This is a genomic window from Nitrospinaceae bacterium, from assembly GCA_018669005.1.
Taxonomy (GTDB): Bacteria; UBA8248; UBA8248; order UBA8248; family UBA8248; genus UBA8248.
This window is the reverse complement of the sequence record JABJAL010000115.1, coordinates 13,552-30,988: the sequence shown is the minus strand read 5'-3', so window position 1 is coordinate 30,988 and position 17,437 is coordinate 13,552. Positions and strand designations below refer to the sequence as shown.

Genomic DNA, 17,437 nt, shown 5'->3' with positions numbered 1-17,437 from the left:
ATTTTGATGTGCAGATTATTGGGGGAGTGGTCCTTCACCAAGGAAAAATCGCCGAGATGAAAACCGGCGAGGGTAAAACTCTTGTTGCAACCCTGCCAGCATATCTGAATGCCATGGCGAGAAAAGGTGTTCATATTGTCACTGTGAATGACTATCTGGCCCAAAGAGACGCCGAATGGATGGGGCGTATTTACAAAGGACTCGGTCTTACTGTTGGATCTATTCAGCATGACATGGACGATGATGAACGTCGTGCTGTTTATGCGGCGGATATTACATTTGGAACAAACAATGAGTTTGGTTTTGACTATCTCAGAGACAACATGAAGTTTGAAAAAGGAGGGTTCGTTCAGCGTGAGTTGAACTTTGCCATCGTAGATGAGGTTGATAGCATTTTAATTGACGAGGCTCGTACGCCACTCATTATTAGTGGTCCGGCCGAGGAGGCAACCCGTCTGTATGGCCAAATCAATGCTCTTGTCGGCCCTTTGCTCAAGGAAATTGAGGGCGAAGTAGAGGTTCCGGTGAGCCCGGACGATTATATCGAGGGTGGAAAAGATAATATCAGCAAGAAAAATTATGAGTTTCTCATCGTTGATGAAAAGAGCAGAACGGTGAATTTGAAAGAAGTGGGTGTAGCTGAGTGTGAAAAAATTCTCCGGAAGGCCGATGTGCTCGCCCAGGGCGTGAGTTTGTTTGATATGGGTAGCATCACGCTTCTTCATCATGTTGAGCAGGCTCTTAAGGCACACGCTCTTTTTGAAAAAGATGTTGACTATGTTGTGAAGGATGATGAAGTGGTCATTGTTGATGAATTTACGGGCCGCCTGATGTCTGGTCGGCGCTACAGTGATGGCTTGCATCAAGCGCTGGAAGCCAAGGAGCGTGTCAAGGTTCAGGAAGAAAATATCACCTTGGCTACTATTACTTTTCAGAATTATTTTCGTCTTTACAGTAAACTCGCCGGGATGACTGGTACTGCAGATACCGAGGCCTCTGAGTTTTTGGAGATTTACAAGCTGCCTGTAATGTTAATTCCGACTAACAAAGATTTGATACGTCTGGAGCTTTCGGATCAGGTGTATCGAACTGAGAAAGAAAAGCTCGACGCCGTGATTTTGGAGATCGATGAATGCTACCAGTGTGGGCGGCCTGTTTTGGTCGGAACTACCAACATCGAAAAAAGTGAGCAGCTCTCTACCATTCTCCGAAGGGCAAAGATTCCTCACAATGTGCTTAATGCTAAAAATCATCAAAGCGAAGCCGAGATCATTGCACAGGCTGGTAGGAAAGGTGCCATAACGCTATCTACCAATATGGCTGGGCGCGGAACAGATATTCTCTTAGGCGGAAATCCTGAGTTCTTGGCAACCTCTGAAGTTGATGCGAATGAGGGGGCTGAATATGAGGCGGCATTCCTTAAATACACAGCCCAGACAGGAAAAGAGCATGATGATGTCGTTGCCCTGGGGGGGCTTCATGTCATTGCTACGGAAAGACATGAGAGTCGCCGAATCGATAATCAGTTGCGTGGACGCTCCGGCAGGCAAGGCGATCCTGGAAGTTCAAGGTTTTATCTCTCCCTTGAAGACGATCTGCTACGTATTTTCGGTTCGGATAGAATAAGCGGGATTATGGAAAAGCTTGGGATGGAGGAGGGCGTGCCTATCGAGGCGAAGATGGTTACGCGCTCTATCGAAGGTGCTCAGAAGCGTGTTGAGGCTCATCACTTCGAGATGCGTAAGCAAATTCTAAAATACGACGATGTGATGAACAAACAAAGAGAAATCATCTACCAGCTTCGAAAATCAATCCTTGAGGGAGCCGATATTTCAGAACAGGTCAAAGATGTGGCTGCTGGGGTTCTCGAGGACATGATGGATGTTTCTATGCCCGAATCCGAGCATTATGAAGAATGGGATTTGGAAGGATTTCTTATAGCATTCGAGCGGCAGTACGGCATTTCTGGAAGGCTGGATTCGAATGAAATAGTTTTTGAAGATCCTCAATGCAAAATCGATATCGAAGAAGAGACGCGGGATTTGGTCGTTGATAAACTCCATTCTCTTATCGAAGATGTGTATCAGATGAAGTATGGTGATTTCGAGGATGAGATGGTTCGAGAGCTTGAGCGCATGGTCTATCTCCAAATCCTTGACGCGCAGTGGAAGGATCATCTGACAGGAATGGAGCACCTCAAGGAGGGCATCGGTCTACGCGGTTATGCCCAAGTTGATCCTCTCAATGAGTATAAAAAAGAAGCTTTCGAGATGTTCGGGACGCTCAATGATCGTATTGACTCCGAAACGCTCCTCTACCTCTATAAATTAGATGTGAGGGATGAAGGGATTCAACTTGAGGAGCATGAGCGTGAGCAGGAAATTTATATGATGCACGACGATGTTGCTGCCTTTGATGATGGCTCTGCAGCTGCTGCTGTGAAGACACCCACTCCTGTTCGCCGAGAAACACCGAAGGTCGGGCGGAATCAGCCATGCCCTTGTGGAAGCGGGAAAAAATTCAAACATTGCTGCGGGCGATGAGAATATTTCGCTGCTTGCCAGTAGGATTCGTCTGTCTCTTTTTTTTGTTGTCCTCTGGGTGCGGCGGTGTGCCCCCTGTTTCTAAGCAGGGGAATACTACGAAAATCCCCCCAAAATCCCGTCACTTTATTATTGCTGGTTTCATAACTGACGAGGCGGGGATGCCTGTTGGCCAATTGCCAGTGCGAGTGTCATCCTCGAACGTATCCTTGCAGTCTGACCCAAGGTTTGAGTTAAAAAAAAGGAAACTTCTTGCCTCGGGGCTAACCGCCTCGGATGGTACATATCGTGTTTCCTTGCCTCTTCTGGGTGGAAGAAGGAAGTATTATTTGAGTTTTTATGAACGAGGTCTTTTTGATGAAGTCAAATATGCACGACCGAATCGAATCGATATTACCCAAAGAGTGACGAAAGGCAATTCATGGTTGTTTGATTTTAAACTCTCATTTCACGGTGCATGGTCAAAAGTGCAGGAAACCTTGAAGGCCCACCCTCCCAGTTCGCCCCGCGCAAATACTATACGCCGATTCGGTATTGCGGAGGAGATTCGCAAAGGTAAAGAAAATGGTGAAGTTTGGTGGTATTACTCGAAAGGTAAAAGATTTGATTTTGAGGGTGATAAAATAATCTCTGAAAAAAGCTTCCTGCCTATAATCAAGTAACATTACAGGTCGTACGTTAGTTTCCGTTGGCCTCCGCGTCCTCTATTACGGTGACGAAATCTGGAATAATTCTAAGTCTGATCTTTTCGCCGACATCGACACGAATATTCGGTTGAACATGAACTTTGAGTTCCTGCCCTTTTCCAATTTCTTCTAGTAATTTCACTTCGAGAATCGTGTAGTTTCCTCCATAACGTACCTGAATTACCTCTACTTGCAGTTGACCCTCGGGATCTATGGCGAAACTCTCGGGACGAATTGAGATAAACGCATCTGTCCCAAACCCTAGGCCGCGCATAGAAAGGCAAGGAACAGGGCCGATCGAAGTCATTATTTCGTCGTATCCCGAATCGAGAACTATTCCAGGAAGGATGTTGGTCTGTCCTACAAAGCGAGCGACATATTCCGTAATGGGAAATTGATAAATCTCGCGAGGAGTCCCTATTTGCTCTATTTGGCCGCGATTCATCACCATGATGCGATCAGCCATGAACATTGCTTCTTGAGGGTCATGGGTGACCATGAGAGCTGTTGTGCCGGTCTTTTTAAGTGCTGAGAGTGTTTCTTCGCGAATTTGAACTCGGAGGTTAATGTCGAGGCCAGAGAACGGTTCATCCAACAAGACGAGTTCAGGCTGTGGTGCCAGTGCACGTAGAAGAGCGACCCGCTGTTGCTGTCCCCCTGAGAGCATATGCGGATAAGCATCTGATAAATCAGAAATGCCCATTTCTCTCATCGTATCTCGAACTAAACGTATTCGCTCTTTTGATGGTTTGGGTAATCCGAAGACGATGTTCTCGAATATTGTGAGATGGGGAAAAAGTGCAAAATCCTGAAACATAAGTCCAACGCCACGTTTTTCCGGGGGAACTTGAAGTCCCTCATCAGAGTTCGAGACTGTGGTGTCTCCAATATGAATGTTTCCTTGCTGTAAAGATTCAAGGCCTGCAACCAATCTAAGTAGCGTGGTTTTTCCACATCCCGAAGGGCCGATCAGACAGATAAATTCCCCGAACTCAATTTTCATACTAGCGCCACGGATGACGCGGTTATTGCCGTAAGCATGGTGGATGTTCTTCAGGTGTAATCCACTCAAAGCCTTATCCTTTCTTCGCTATAGTGTCTAGGCCGTGTGTTTCGTATAGTCGCGCTTAGGAGAATAACCGGAAGTATGCCTGCTGCAACTATCGCCAGTGCTCCAAGGGCGCTTTCTTCCAAAAGTTCATCAGAGGCGAATTGATGAACATGAGTCGCGAGAGTCCCATAATTGAAGGGTCTCAAAATCAACGTCATGGGCAATTCTTTCATTGTGTCAACAAACACCAGTATAGCGGCTGTAAGTATATTTCCTTTCAAGATCGGAAAATGAACACGGATAAGAGTTCTTGTTGGACTTAGCCCAAGTGTGCGCGCGGCACCGTCCATGTTTGATGTGATTTTCGAAAGGCCCGCTTCGGCGGTTCCAAAAGAGAGGGCAAGAAAACGAACCAAGTAGCCGTATGTGATGGCGATGATTGTTCCACTAAATAAAAATCCTGTCGGTATGCCAAAAACGGATTCCGAAATGTTGTTTAAAGTTGAGTCGGCTCGTGAGAGGGGAATAATGACGCCAACAGCAAGGACTGCGCCTGGTATGGCATATCCGATGCTTGCGAATCGAGTAGCAGCCAATACGACCCAATTGCCACTTAATCTGACGCCATATGCCAGAAAAAGTCCGAGTATAGTGGCGATTGTGGCGCTGAGAGACGAAAGTACCAAACTATTTCGGGCATAGAGTAGAAAATTTGCCGATAAGCTTTCCTCGTAAAATTGAGTTGCATATACGAGCAATACGCCAGCAGGGATTAAAAAACCAAGTGCTATTGGAAGCAGGCAGGAGAGAAAGGCAAGAAAGGATTTGCCTCGCGTAAGAGAATAGCTGGAAATGGGATTGTATTTTGAGGCGGTTTGGTAATTTTGCTGTTTGCGACGTGAATACCTTTCAATGCCAACTAGTGACAGGACAAACGCAAGGGATGCCGTAGCCAATTGGGCGGCCCCAGGCGCGTTGTTCATATTAAGCCATACATCGTAAATGCCTGCTGTCAGGGTTTCGATTGAGAAAAAATCTACGATACCAAAATCATTTAGAGCTTCCATCAGTACTAGGCTCACACCGACAACTACAGCTGGTCGTGCAAGCGGAAGCGCTATCTGGAAGAAAGCGCGCCATGGACCTCGCCCAAGGGTGCGACATGCCTCCAGGACGGAAATTGATTGCTGAAGGAAAGCGATTCGAGCGAGAAGGTAGACGTAGGGATATAGGGAGAGTGTCATCATAATGATGGCACCGCCGAGCGAGCGTATTTCGGGGAACCAGTAGTCTCGCCCAGACTTCCAGCCAAAAAAATCGCGTAACGTCGTTTGGACAGGTCCTGCGAATTCAAGGATGTCTGTATAGACATAAGCGACCACATAGGCGGGTATGGCAAGTGGGAGGAGAAGGGCCCATTCAAATGCTCGTCTGCCCGGAAAATTACATAGGGTGACGAGCCAAGCGGTTCCTGTTCCGATTGTGGCAGTGCCTATTCCAACGCCAATCATCAACAAGAGAGTTGTCCGTATGTAGCGAGGGAGAACAGTGGAGACCAGGTGATACCAAATGTCATTGCTTGGGGATAGCGCAAGGAGCAGGACCGAAATGATAGGTGCGGCAACTAAAGCGGCGATTGTTAGTGTGCCGGCAGTCCATAAGTCAGTTGGAAGCGAGGTGAAAATCCGACGAGTCAGGGCAGGGTTATTTGTTGTAGCAATCATTTAATCGCCCCATGTCGCACTCGCCGTGAAAAAAATGCTCGGGTGAATTGTTCACCCGAGCATTTTTTGGTGTTTGGCAACTAATTTCCTGAAGTCTTTTTGAAATTATTAAAGTCGACCAGGTCAACTAATTTTGATGCCGTTTTTCTGTGCTTTGCGACAGTTGCCAGGCTGACCGTGTCTGCCTTGAATTCACCCCACGATTTAACAAGTGGATGGACGGCGACTCCGGCTTTTAGTGGATATTCGAAATTTTGTCCCGCGTAGAACTGTTGTGCATGGTTGTCACTGAGGAATTCAAGTAATTTGATAGCATTAGCAAGATTTCGTGCCCCTTTGGTGATGGCACCTCCACTTACGTTAACGTGTGTTCCTCGATCATTTTGGTTTGGGAATACGATTCTGATAGAGGCGGCCCATTTTTTCTGCGCGGCCTTTTTCTTATTTGTCTGCATTTTCCCCATGTAATAGGTGTTGGCAATTCCGATGTCGCACTGGCCAGTATAAATCGCTTTTGCCTGGGCACGGTCGTTGCCGCTGGGTTTGCGAGCTAAGTTTGCTTGTAGGCCTTTGAGCCATTTGCGTGTGAAAGCCTCTCCTTTGTGCGTGATAATTGATGCGAATAGCGAAATGTTGTAGGTGTGTTTGCCGGAGCGAACACAGATGCGGCCACGGAGTTCGGGTTTTGTCAGGTCTTCATATGATGTTACTTGGCCGGGCTCTATCCTGTCCTTACTTACGAAAAGAACACGCGCTCGCATAGTTAATCCAAACCAATAACCATCGGGATGGCGGTAAGCCGCAGGGATGTTTTGTTTGAGGCTTTTTGATTTGACAGGTTGAAGAACCCCAGCCTCGGTCAAGTCGTTCAAGCTGCCAATATCGGAAGTCAATACAGCGTCCGCAGCGCCTGGGGTTGCCTTGATTTTTTCAAGTATGCCCTTTTTGGCGAACATGATATTGACCTTGATCCCAGTGTTTTGCGTAAATTTATTGAGGATAGGTTTTATCAAAAATGGCTGGCGATAAGAGTAGAGGTTAACTTCGCCGGCGGCCTCTGTAATCCCTGGGTTGAATACGGCCATGCCGCTAGAGACGAGCAAGGATAGTGAGCAACCAAATAACAGGATCATTCTTTTCATGATTCACCTCCCATGGGTGATTGCTCTCCTCCGGTTTGCTTGCACGGTTTAAAAATTAAAGTCTGTGCTGGCTAGGAATCGCGCGTTGACTAGTATTTAAGGCTCTAAAAGCCCTCGTCGGTAAGTCCTATTTTTTAAGAATTAGTTTCCCGTTGCGGGTTTTTCCAGGGTGTACGCCTCATCTTGGTGACGGATTATCGCAGAGCGGCTTGCCCCGAATAACTCACTTGATTCAATAATTGGCTGGTCGTTGAATCGATAGCCGATACATATGATGGCGGTGGGGGACGGCTGTGTGACTTGATTCATCAGCTAATTCTCCTTTGGCGAATGTTTGCGACGCCTGAATTGAGTGCCACATGTCGCACATAAGAGTTTGTCGCCATATCGTATGTAATATCAATCATTTAACGGTTGTTTCCTGTCGCTGTAGCCGCCTGTTTGTAGCGCTGGCTGAAATGTATCGAATTTGAACACCTATTAGTCTGGTAATACCCCCAACTCCTGGAGGCCCGTGTCTTTGACGTCCGCATCGTTGACATTAACGTCCTGGGCGCTCACGTCACAGTGATAAGTACAGGTAGGGCAGTTGTCCTCGCTCTCACAGGAGCGCCTAAAGGCGCGAAAAGCCTCAAGGGCCTCCTGGTGGTTCCGATCCTCAAAAAAACGCAGCAAATCGAGAAAGCGGTCCATCGAATTGGCGCTCACATAGTGCTCCATCAAGCAGGCGTCGGCGAGGGCCTGTTTTTCCTCAATCCCTAATATTTCCATGAGAAACTCAAGCAAGATGGCAAATTTTCCCGATACGCTTTTCGCCTGGGCGCGTCCTTTTTCGGTGAGGAGGATGCTTTCGTATACCCGATGATCCACCAAGCCCGAGGTGCGCAATGTTTTGAGGGCCGCAGAGACAGCAGATTTCGCAACTCCAAGACTCTCGGCAATGTCTGTGACGCGGGCGTAGCCCTTCTCCTCCTGAAGGTCATATACCGATCGGAGATAGTGCTCGAGGCTGGGTGAAAGCTCGCCTTTTCCTTTTGACATCAGGGTCGGCATGTCTGCTCTCCAGTTGTTTGAGGAGGATATCTCGATCAAACATTGTTAATCTAAATTAACATTGTTCGTCTGTCAATAGAAAACAGGATAAATTCGTCAGAAATTTTATTGAAGGAAATTTGGGATATTACGACTGAATCAAAAACCAAAGCGCCCTGGCAGAGAATCAATAAAATTTAGCTGATTGTGTGTGTCTATTCCTTTGGCCGAGGTTGCAGGATTTGATTTTCGCCTAATCTTTTATTCTTTTTGTTATAATGACTTGAGACGTTTTTCCTAATGATGTTCTTTAGGTTTATTAGGCCGCCTCCTTTTCCCTCTTTAATCCGTTTTCCTTTGCCCCTCCAGTTCTCAATTTTCCTGCGCGGCGCCCGCGACAGGGGGCCGGATGGAATACCTCTGCTCTCTATCAGGTGCACCACCGCCGGGCCGAGCCATGTTTTACTTTCAAATCTGACGGGAACGCGATACCGGTCGGCTGTGACGTAAACCCATGCGCTTCCAAAGCTGTTGAGATAATCATTGCCGATAAATTCGGGCTTTATGACAAGGGTGCTGAGGGGGCCCCAAAGAGTTTCCGTTTTCTCAAGGCCGATAACGCTTAGGCGAACAGGGTAGAGTTTTTTGTTGTGAAATACCCTGATAACGGTTTTTTGAGAGGGTCTTAGTTTAGCTGTCCGCACCTTGTAGAGGCCGCCCAGAAGATCCTTCACGGGGCCGGGCAGCTCATAATAACGAGGCGGCCGGCCTGGCCTGTTGTAGGAGGCCCTGCCATTTTTGAAAACATTCCATCTTCGGGCTCGATAGCGCCCCTCGTGTTGAGATGTTTCGATGCGGAGGCTGTTTAGATTCAAATCATCCGAATAGCTCGTAACCTCATCGTTCACCTTAATTAAGCGCCTAAGTATTCCGACAGTTTTCAGGCGTCCATGAAAGCGGAAAACATTGTTGCCCTGCCACCTCAGAGGGCCATCAACGCTAATGCGTGTTGTCGCGATAGCTAGCCCGAGCCATTTAATTTGATATTTGAGGCTTTCCCCCTTTTGGAAGGCAAGAGTTAGGGGCGGCTCCAGGCCATCTGCCGGTATAGGTGATGCCAGTAGACTGAGCGTCAATGCGAGTGCGTAAAAAAATGTTACTGGGAGGGCGGCTTTCATTTTTGCAAATACACCTGAACGGCGCCCCGTGCTCCGGCCCATTCGCCGAGGTCGCCAAATTCCACGGAAGTGGAGGTGTGGGCCGCGTCGTAGGCCTGTTTTTCCCACGCACGCCTCGCGGGCTCATATAATAAATCGCCAGCGCCACAAAGCCCCCCAGCCAGAACAATTATTTCAGGATTCAACAGGTTCATTAAATTCGCGATGCCAATGCCGAGAAAGGTGGCCGCATTTTCCCATAAGGCACGGGCTTGTGCATCACCCTCGATCGCTAGTTTTGCCAGAGAGTGGGGAGCAAAATCACAAAGTGCTGCGATGGGTGAATCTGGTGCCGACCGCGCCAGTTGTTCCGCGTCCCTGGAAAGTGCCCATGCGGATATGAAGGCCTCAAGGCACCCCCTTGCACCACAATGGCAAAGGGGGCCATCGGCTTGAACACAAATGTGGCCAACTTCTGCCCCGATTCCGGCAGCCCCTTCCCATAGTTGTCCGTTAATGATGAAACCGCCCCCAATTCCGGTTCCGAGGGTGAGGAGAAACATGCTCTTGGCGTGTTGGCCCGCGCCCGAAAAATATTCACCCAGAGCGGCCGCGTTCGCATCGTTCATGATGTGCATAGGAACACCATCGAGATCGTTCTTAATGCGGGCCTTGAGATCGATCCCGTTCAGAATTGGAATGTTGGGTGAGGTGATGATTCGGCCAGTGGCGGTATCGATGAGGCCGGCGGCGCCGATGCCCAGGCCGTATAATTCTCCATCTCGGGAAAGATTTTTTATTGTGGTGTGCACGGCGGCGATGATGGCATCAAGCGATTCATCAGCTTTGGAGGGATTTTTGAATTCAGCTTCAGGTGTTCCGTTGTATGAAAATCGGGCTCCCTTTATTTGGGTGCCGCCCAAATCGAGGCCGATATAATAGCCGTTTGCGGTAGTGCCGCTCACGGTCAGATCACCTCAGCTTGTATTACCCGGCCTTTGCTCTCTTTGGCCCCGAACGGATATCCGGCGCAGAGGATAGCGTACTCGCCTTCGCTCGCTAGGGTTTCTGCCAAAATTCGTTCACGGATTGCGAGCAGCATTTTCTCCAAGGGCAGACGGCGGGAAATTTTCCAGGGGATCACGCCCCAAGAAAGAGCTAGCCGACGAATGGCTTGATCCGATGTACTAAGGGCAATTACATATTGCCTCGGACGGTGACGTACTATTCGCCGTGGGGTGTCGCCCGAGTCCGTTGGGCTGATGATTAATGGCGCATTAAGCTCCCGGGCGAGCTCTACCGTGGAGTGGGCAATTGCGTAGGCAAGATTAGTGCTCGTGATTTGATCGCGGCGCCGCCTGGGGCCTTCAAACAACGAGGGGACACTTTTCTCCGTTGATTCCGCGATGCGGGCCATCATCCGGATGACTTCAGTGGGATGTTTGCCAACGGAAGTCTCCTCGCTGAGCATCACTGCATCGGAGCCGTCAAGGATTGCATTGGCCACATCGCCGGCCTCAGCACGGGTGGGACGCGCTGCCTCGACCATCGACAAAAGCATTTCTGTTGCCGTGATGACGGGTTTCCCATGCTCGTTTGCACAGGCAATTATTTTTTTCTGGGCCAGTGGGACTTCCTCAAGCGGGAACTCTATCCCCAAATCCCCACGGGCAACCATCGCACCATCGGTGGCCTCGATGATTTCCTCTAAATTTTTTACGGCTTCTGTTTTTTCCATTTTTGCGATAATCGGGATGTTGGCTTTATGGCGTCTCATTTCGAGGCGGCACAGTTCAATATCGCCTGCAGAGCGAACAAAGGATAGACCGATGAAATCAACGCCTTGTTTGATGCAAAAGGCCAGATCTTTTTTGTCTTTTTCGGTTAGCGCCGGAATGTTGAGAGGGGTGTCCGGCATATTAAGGCCAGCATTGTTTTTGAGTGGCCCACCGATAATGACCTGACAGACGACCTCATCCTCGCCCGTTTGTGTAACCTCAAGCTGGAGTTTGCCGTCCCAAATCATGACCCGATCGCCCAGTCGAAGTTGAGGGATGAGTTCGGGCCTGTTCACAGATAAAATTTTCGAGGTGCCAACTCTTGTCTGAGAAGTAAAGGTGACACTTTGGCCCTCTTTAAGGGATGCATCGGAGCGCACTTTTCCGAGGCGAAACTTGGGGCCACCCAGATCTGCGAGAATGGCTATAGGGCAATTTTCTTCTTTGGATAGTTTTCGAATTTTGCCGATGGTCGCCCGGTGTTCAGGGTGGGTGCCATGCGAAAAATTGAGGCGGGCTACGTTCATTCCGGCGCGAATCATGGCCCGCAAAGTCTTTGTTTTTCGGCTAGCGGGTCCTAGTGTGCAAACAATTTTTGTTCGGCGCATAACGGGTTTAGTTGTCCTTGTCGTTCGGGTTTTCTTGGCAATCAAAAAAGCCGGTAATGCCCGATTGGTAAGGGTATTGCCGGCGTCTGTTTCACCTCTGTGGCGAGAAGCTTGGTATGAATGACAATTATTCGAATATGCCGGTATTGGGAATAAAGGATTTGACGAGTCGATTGGCCGGAGGGGTTATTCGCACGTGTGCTCGCTTAAGGAATTCGATTTTTGAGAAATAACTTTCGGCCTGGGAGTGTGTGTCGTCGGTGTCGATGAGAAGGGAGATGCCACCGACCATGGGGGGCGCTTTTCCAAATACTTTTTTATAGTCTTCCATGACGTTGCGCTCTTCGGTGATCCATTCGTTCAGGCGGTTTTTTCCGCTTCGGACGACTATGTAGTGGACCATTGGATTGCGGCGGTTCCGCATCACGGTTCCGACAGGGACACTTGTTTCCCAGACATAAGCCAACAGTTGGCTGTTAATCATACTCGGGAAGCGGGGGAATACGACATAGATGCCTGCTGCCTGATCGTCTTTGTTATTAACCCTGGCGTCGGCATCTTTGGGAAGTTTGGTCACTTTCCAGCGCCATTTGAGAAGAGGATATTTTTGAAGGTCGAGTTTGATGTCTTTGTAGATGCTGACGGATGCAACTTTGCTGCGAAGCCGAATAATATTTTTTCCTTTTTCCTTCATTACTTTTATATCAGGCTCGCCTTGCCATATTCTCAGCTTCCAGCCCTTTGGCAGGCCATTGGCCTGGGTGGTTATTTTTCGGTTGGAGCCGCCGCGGAAGATAACCGAGTCTTCTGCGCCTTCCGCTAAATTTTGGGATAGCGATAGAAGCACGACTGCCAGGAAGGCACAAAATACGGATCGGACCCACAATGCTCGCGAGCCGGACATAAGAACCTCGTAAAGGGCGGAAATCAACATCTATAAAAAATTAGAGTAACTAAAGTCTAATTTAACCAGCGAGCAACACGACAAGATCCATCACGTTCGTTCCGGTTGGGCCTGTCGAAATTAACTCCCCACAGCTACCGAAAAACTTATGGCTGTTATTCTCACTTAAAAATGATCCGGGGTCAATACCTTGTTTTTTAGTAATTTGCAGGGATTTCGCGTCGACAAGCGCGCCTGCCGAAGGGGTTGGTCCATCTTTTCCATCGCTCCCGGCGGCAAGAAGGCAGAAGTGCTTTTCATTATTGATGTTATCTAGGAAAGATAGGGCTAATTCCTGGCATCTGCCGCCCAGGCCACCTCCCTTTACGACTACTGTGGTTTCCCCGCCGAGGAGGATGCAGGCTGGTGGGCGGGTGGGGGCTCCTTCCGTTTGGATGGCGTCTGCGATGCCGGCCAGGAATTTGCCCACCTCTCTGGCCTCGCCTTGCATGCGGCGGGTGAGGATAAATGGCCTAAATCCACGGCGGCGGGCCTCTGCGGCAGCGGCCTTCAAAGCCGCGTCGTTGTTTGCCACGATGAAATTGTGGACGTGCCCGAATACGGGGTCCGAGGGCTCGGGGGTGTCGGCAATTTTACCTGCCGCGCCGTTTTCTATGAGTTTGCGTACATTGTCCGGGATGGCTCGCCACACGCCGTAATGCTTCAGCTCCCGCCTCGCATCGGCAAAGGTGGTCGGGTCCCCGCAGGTGGGGCCGGATGCGATGACGTCAAAGGGATCTCCCACGACGTCTGATATGGCGAGGGTAACGAGGCGGGCCGGGTGGGCGCGTTGTGCAAACTGGCCACCCTTGAGGCGGGAAAGATGCTTGCGAACGCAATTGAGGGCCTCGATTGGAGCGCCCGCTTTGAGAAGGGCCTCGGTGGTCTGGCGTTTGTCTTTGAGCGTGATGCCTTGGGCGGGTGCGGGCAGAAGGGCCGAGCCGCCTCCCGAGAGGAGGCAGATAACCAGGTCATCCTTGCCCGCATCATCAAGCAGTTTGCCGATTCTTTTGGCCGCTTTGATGCCTGCGGCATCGGGAACGGGGTGGCTCGCCTCGATGATCTCCACGCGCTGGCATGGTACGGCATGGCCCTTTTGGGTGACGAGAATGCCGCCATCGATTCGGCGGCCGAGTATTCGCTCAAGGGCGCGGGCCATATGAGCGCTGGCCTTACCGGCTCCCGTTACGATGAGCCGCCCGTTGGCGGGAAGCTTGAAGCGCCGCTTGCCGATTTTGAGGCGCTCGCCTCGGCGCGTGCCGGGGCTTGTGGCGGGGCCTGTGGCTCCCCTCATTTTTTCGATGTCCACGAAGGCGGGTATCGCTTTTTTGGCACGGACCGAATCGAGCCCGGCCCTGAATATGGCTTTTGCGTCAGCCCGGAGAGCGGGGGCGCTGCGGCGAGTGGCCATGGATGTCTCTCTCATCCTTTATGAGACAGAGGGGCACCTTTGTTATAGGCATCCTTGACGCTGGGGACCGGCTTCTTTAGCCTCGCGCTTAATCTCGTGTTCGAGTGATTAGGCGCGCCACCCAAGCAGGGGCGGGTCCGGATGCATCTAGACTAACTGATTCCGGCGCTGTTGAGATAGTATTTGCGCCAAGTTTTTACGTTCTTGCCTAGAGGCATCTCTTTTTGCTTTATTGCAGGAGTTTCCTTTGATTCGTGTGGGCGTGATCGCCAATCCACAATCGGGCAAGGACATTCGTCGCCTGGTGGCGCTGGCAACATCATTCAGCAATCATGAAAAATTGCTTATCGTCCGGCGGGTGCTTGCGGGCCTTGAGGCGGCAGGTGTCGATGAGGTGGCTATCCTCGATGACGCAGGCTCCCTTGGGCGTGCGGCAGTTGAGGCCTTCGGCAAAGGAAGCGCTGGAAAGAGAACAAAAGTTCGGCTCTGTAGCGTCGAGGCGCGAGGTGAATCTGAGGACACAACACGAGCGGCTTCAAAAATGACGGAGGAGGGCGCTGCCTGCATCGTCGTGTTGGGCGGTGATGGCACGAGTCGGGCCGCGGCCAAAGGCTGCGGGCGCTGCCCCTTGGTGCCGCTTTCGACGGGGACGAACAACGCGTTTTCCCAAAACTGGGAGGGCACGGTGGCAGGACTTGGGGCCGGATTGTACGCCATGCGGCCAAGGCGCTATTCAAAAGAGGTGGCAGTCTCCAAGCGCCTGGTGGTTCATCTTAAGGGTGGCAAGGATATTGCGCTTGTGGATCTGGCGATAATTAATGAATCCTTTGCCGGCTCGCGGGCCGTATGGGACACAGAGCGCATTCATGCCCTCGCCCTCACGCGGTGCGAGCCAGGCGGGCTTGGTCTCTCTGCCCTGGGGGCCAGCCTTGATCCCATTACGACAGATGAGCCCGAGGGTCTCTGGATTGAATTTGCCCCCCGGGGCGCAAAGGGCAAGACGATTCTCTCTCCTGTGGGACCCGGTTTGCTCCAGCAGGCGCGCGTGGGGCGGGTGCGGCGAATTGCTCCGGGCGAGCGGGTTGAAATCACCAGCGAGGGCAACCAAGTGCTCGCTTTTGATGGGGAGAGGGAATATGTCCTCTCAAGTGGTGAGGGGTTTGAGGTTGAACTCGACAGCAAAGGCCCTAGGGTCCTGAATATTCCCTCGGTGTTGAAAATCGCCGCGCAGAGAGGGCACCTGTCCAATCTTTAAGAAAAGGCTTGAATGTTTCTTTAAAAAGAAGTAAGAAGAGCAACGTAAATATTTGAATAGTAAATAGTTAATCTGAATTTCTCGTGCCTGTGAGGTGCGGGAAGCTCTCATGGTGCGGGAAGCTCTCATAATACTCTTGACTATTATGAGAGTTGGAAATATTTTTATTCGTCTTGTGAAATCATGGGTTCGGGCGAAGTATGGAACTTTTGTTCGTCTAAGAGACACGCTTTAAATAAGAACTCCCGCTTCTTTTGAGCGGCGGCTCTTCTCGGGCCCTCAAAATGTGGCGTTTTTTTAGGTCGATTTGTTTTGGTGGTTATATGGTTTTCCGGCCCGATTTTGGGCATGTGGTTGAAGGAGAACACTGTTGATTGAAGTCGAAGGTCTGACAAAGTTTTATGGAAATTTACCCGGAATCCAGGATATCAGCTTCAAGGTTAAGGAAGGGGAAATCCTGGGATTTCTAGGGCCCAATGGCGCCGGAAAATCCACGACCATGCGGATCTTGACCGGCTTCTTGCCCCCCACCTCGGGAACGGTCAGGGTCGATGGCTTCGATGTCACCGAAAATCCCCTGGAAGTTCAAAAACGACTTGGTTATCTCCCCGAAAACAATCCGCTTTATTTGGAAATGACGGTCTTGGCCTATCTTGATTTTGTCGCCTCGGTGAAGAAGATGCGCGGGGGCGATAAATCCGCGGCCATAGAGCGCGTGGTTGCTGGATGTGGACTGACAAACGTCGCATCTCGAATCATTGGTCACCTCTCGAAGGGATATCGTCAGCGCGTGGGGCTTGCACAGGCTTTGGTCAACGATCCGCCCGTTCTCATCATGGATGAGCCGACATCGGGCCTAGACCCGGCTCAGATAATTGAGATTCGAGATCTGATCCGGGAGCTAAAGGGAAATCACACGATTATCTTGAGCACCCACATTCTTCCTGAGGTCAACGTGATTTGCGATCGCGTTGTGGTTATCCATCAGGGAAGGGTGGCAGCCGAAGGCTCGCTTGATGCCCTGGCGATGGATGCCCAGGAGTTCAAGGTTATACGGGTTTCGGCGCTTGGTGACGCGGATGCCTTAAAGAGTGGGCTTTCCGCCGTCGGCGGGGTCAAGGCCGTGAATATAAAAGATACCGACTCGGGCAGTGAGGTTCATCTCGAAGTCCAGGCGGATAAAGACGAAGACATTCGCGCGGAACTGGCAGGAGCCGTTTCCGCCGCTGGCGGGCGCCTCACTGAACTCTATCAAGAGAGAATCACTCTTGAGGATACTTTCGTCAAAATAATCGGTGGCGAGCAACGAAGCGGCGAGGAGGCTGCCCATGTATAACATCTGGCTGATTTGCCGACGCGAGCTGTCATCGTTTTTCTTCTCGCCCATTGCCTATGTGATTCTCGCTGCATGGACGCTTCTTTTGGGTGTTTTTTATTCCGGCTCGTTTCTCAACTATGCGGTTATTTCTTTGCAGATCATGCGGAACCCCCAGGCCGCCGCGCGTCTTAACCTGACGCCGACTTCGGCGATTCTTGGACCGGTGTTCTCTAGCACCACCGTCATTCTCCTGTTTGTTATTCCATTGTTGACGATGCGTCTTTTCAGCGAGGAGAAGAAACAGGGGACGATGGAGCTTATCCTGACTTATCCGCTGCGCGACATCGAGGTGTTGTTGGGCAAGTATCTTTCGGCAATCCTCTTGTACGTCATCATGCTGGCACTGACGTTCATATACCCTGCAATCTTGGCTGCTTTCGTCGCTGTTGATTGGAGCGTTGTAGGGGCCAGCTATCTCGGTTTGTTTTTGATGGGTAGCGCCTTTATGGCGGTGGGGGTTTTTGCCAGCTCTCTTACGTCGAACCAAATTGTGGCCGCCATGATCGCTTTCATGGTCTTACTTGCGAGTTTCGTGCTTGATTTTCTTTCGGTGTCGTCGGGACCGTTTATCAGTGGACTGTTGCGCCATTTGTCACTCGGTCTTCATCTACGCTCTTTCATTCAGGGTGTAATCGACACGCGGGATATTGTCTTTCTGGTGAACGTCAATGTTTTATGTCTTTTCCTGGCGATGCGTTCCCTTGAATACTATAAGTGGAGGGGATAGGC

15 protein-coding genes are annotated in these 17,437 nt (G+C 50.4%); 5 read left to right on the top strand and 10 right to left on the bottom strand.

Annotation, left to right across the window (positions count from 1 at the left end):
• A partial coding sequence (gene secA / locus HOJ95_17700) for a preprotein translocase subunit SecA (protein ID MBT6396529.1) occupies nucleotides 1-2,543 on the top strand: 2,543 nt, incomplete at its 5' end.
• Nucleotides 2,495-3,205, top strand: a complete 711-nt coding sequence (locus HOJ95_17695) for a hypothetical protein (protein MBT6396528.1) — start codon at nucleotides 2,495-2,497, stop codon at nucleotides 3,203-3,205. The genes secA and HOJ95_17695, both read left to right, overlap by 49 nt.
• Before the next feature lie 16 nt (nucleotides 3,206-3,221).
• Here HOJ95_17695 and HOJ95_17690 read toward each other — a convergent pair whose 3' ends face one another.
• The 10 genes from HOJ95_17690 to HOJ95_17645 form a co-directional block, all read right to left on the bottom strand.
• Nucleotides 3,222-4,301, bottom strand: a complete 1,080-nt coding sequence (locus HOJ95_17690) for an ABC transporter ATP-binding protein (protein ID MBT6396527.1) — start codon at nucleotides 4,299-4,301, stop codon at nucleotides 3,222-3,224.
• Nucleotides 4,298-6,004: an iron ABC transporter permease gene (locus HOJ95_17685; GenBank protein MBT6396526.1), complete on the bottom strand. Its 1,707-nt coding sequence runs from the start codon at nucleotides 6,002-6,004 to the stop codon at nucleotides 4,298-4,300. The genes HOJ95_17690 and HOJ95_17685 overlap by 4 nt, the downstream gene beginning before the upstream one ends.
• Before the next feature lie 80 nt (nucleotides 6,005-6,084).
• The gene (locus HOJ95_17680; protein MBT6396525.1) at nucleotides 6,085-7,089 is read right to left on the bottom strand and encodes an extracellular solute-binding protein; all 1,005 of its coding nucleotides are present in this window, start codon (nucleotides 7,087-7,089) and stop codon (nucleotides 6,085-6,087) included.
• A gap of 198 nt (nucleotides 7,090-7,287) precedes the next feature.
• On the bottom strand, nucleotides 7,288-7,455 hold the full coding sequence (gene hemP / locus HOJ95_17675) for a hemin uptake protein HemP (GenBank protein ID MBT6396524.1): 168 nt from the start codon (nucleotides 7,453-7,455) through the stop codon (nucleotides 7,288-7,290).
• A gap of 171 nt (nucleotides 7,456-7,626) precedes the next feature.
• A complete protein-coding gene (locus HOJ95_17670) occupies nucleotides 7,627-8,199 on the bottom strand; it encodes a metal-dependent transcriptional regulator (protein MBT6396523.1) in 573 nt (190 codons plus the stop codon).
• 194 nt (nucleotides 8,200-8,393) lie between these two features.
• On the bottom strand, nucleotides 8,394-9,356 hold the full coding sequence (locus tag HOJ95_17665; protein ID MBT6396522.1) for a DUF3108 domain-containing protein: 963 nt from the start codon (nucleotides 9,354-9,356) through the stop codon (nucleotides 8,394-8,396).
• On the bottom strand, nucleotides 9,353-10,300 hold the full coding sequence (locus HOJ95_17660) for an ROK family protein (GenBank protein ID MBT6396521.1): 948 nt from the start codon (nucleotides 10,298-10,300) through the stop codon (nucleotides 9,353-9,355). The genes HOJ95_17665 and HOJ95_17660 overlap by 4 nt, the downstream gene beginning before the upstream one ends.
• 2 nt (nucleotides 10,301-10,302) lie before the next feature.
• Nucleotides 10,303-11,721 carry a pyruvate kinase gene (gene pyk, locus HOJ95_17655; protein ID MBT6396520.1) on the bottom strand — a complete coding sequence of 473 codons (1,419 nt, stop codon included), beginning with the start codon at nucleotides 11,719-11,721 and terminating at the stop codon, nucleotides 10,303-10,305.
• Between the two features lie 127 nt (nucleotides 11,722-11,848).
• Nucleotides 11,849-12,625 carry a DUF3047 domain-containing protein gene (locus HOJ95_17650; GenBank protein MBT6396519.1) on the bottom strand — a complete coding sequence of 259 codons (777 nt, stop codon included), beginning with the start codon at nucleotides 12,623-12,625 and terminating at the stop codon, nucleotides 11,849-11,851.
• A 61-nt stretch (nucleotides 12,626-12,686) separates the two neighbouring features.
• Nucleotides 12,687-14,075, bottom strand: coding sequence for a glycerate kinase (locus HOJ95_17645; protein MBT6396518.1), 1,389 nt, complete (start codon nucleotides 14,073-14,075; stop codon nucleotides 12,687-12,689).
• A gap of 247 nt (nucleotides 14,076-14,322) precedes the next feature.
• Between HOJ95_17645 and HOJ95_17640 the strand changes: the two genes are divergently transcribed.
• The 3 genes from HOJ95_17640 (at nucleotide 14,323) to HOJ95_17630 (ending at nucleotide 17,435) form a co-directional block, all read left to right on the top strand.
• Nucleotides 14,323-15,330 carry an ATP-NAD kinase gene (locus HOJ95_17640; protein ID MBT6396517.1) on the top strand — a complete coding sequence of 336 codons (1,008 nt, stop codon included), beginning with the start codon at nucleotides 14,323-14,325 and terminating at the stop codon, nucleotides 15,328-15,330.
• A 370-nt stretch (nucleotides 15,331-15,700) separates the two neighbouring features.
• Nucleotides 15,701-16,666 (top strand): ATP-binding cassette domain-containing protein, encoded by a 966-nt coding sequence (locus tag HOJ95_17635; GenBank protein ID MBT6396516.1) that lies wholly within the window; start codon nucleotides 15,701-15,703, stop codon nucleotides 16,664-16,666.
• Nucleotides 16,659-17,435: an ABC transporter permease subunit gene (locus HOJ95_17630; GenBank protein MBT6396515.1), complete on the top strand. Its 777-nt coding sequence runs from the start codon at nucleotides 16,659-16,661 to the stop codon at nucleotides 17,433-17,435. Before HOJ95_17635 ends, HOJ95_17630 begins: the two co-directional genes overlap by 8 nt.
• The last annotated feature ends 2 nt before the right edge of the window (nucleotides 17,436-17,437 follow it).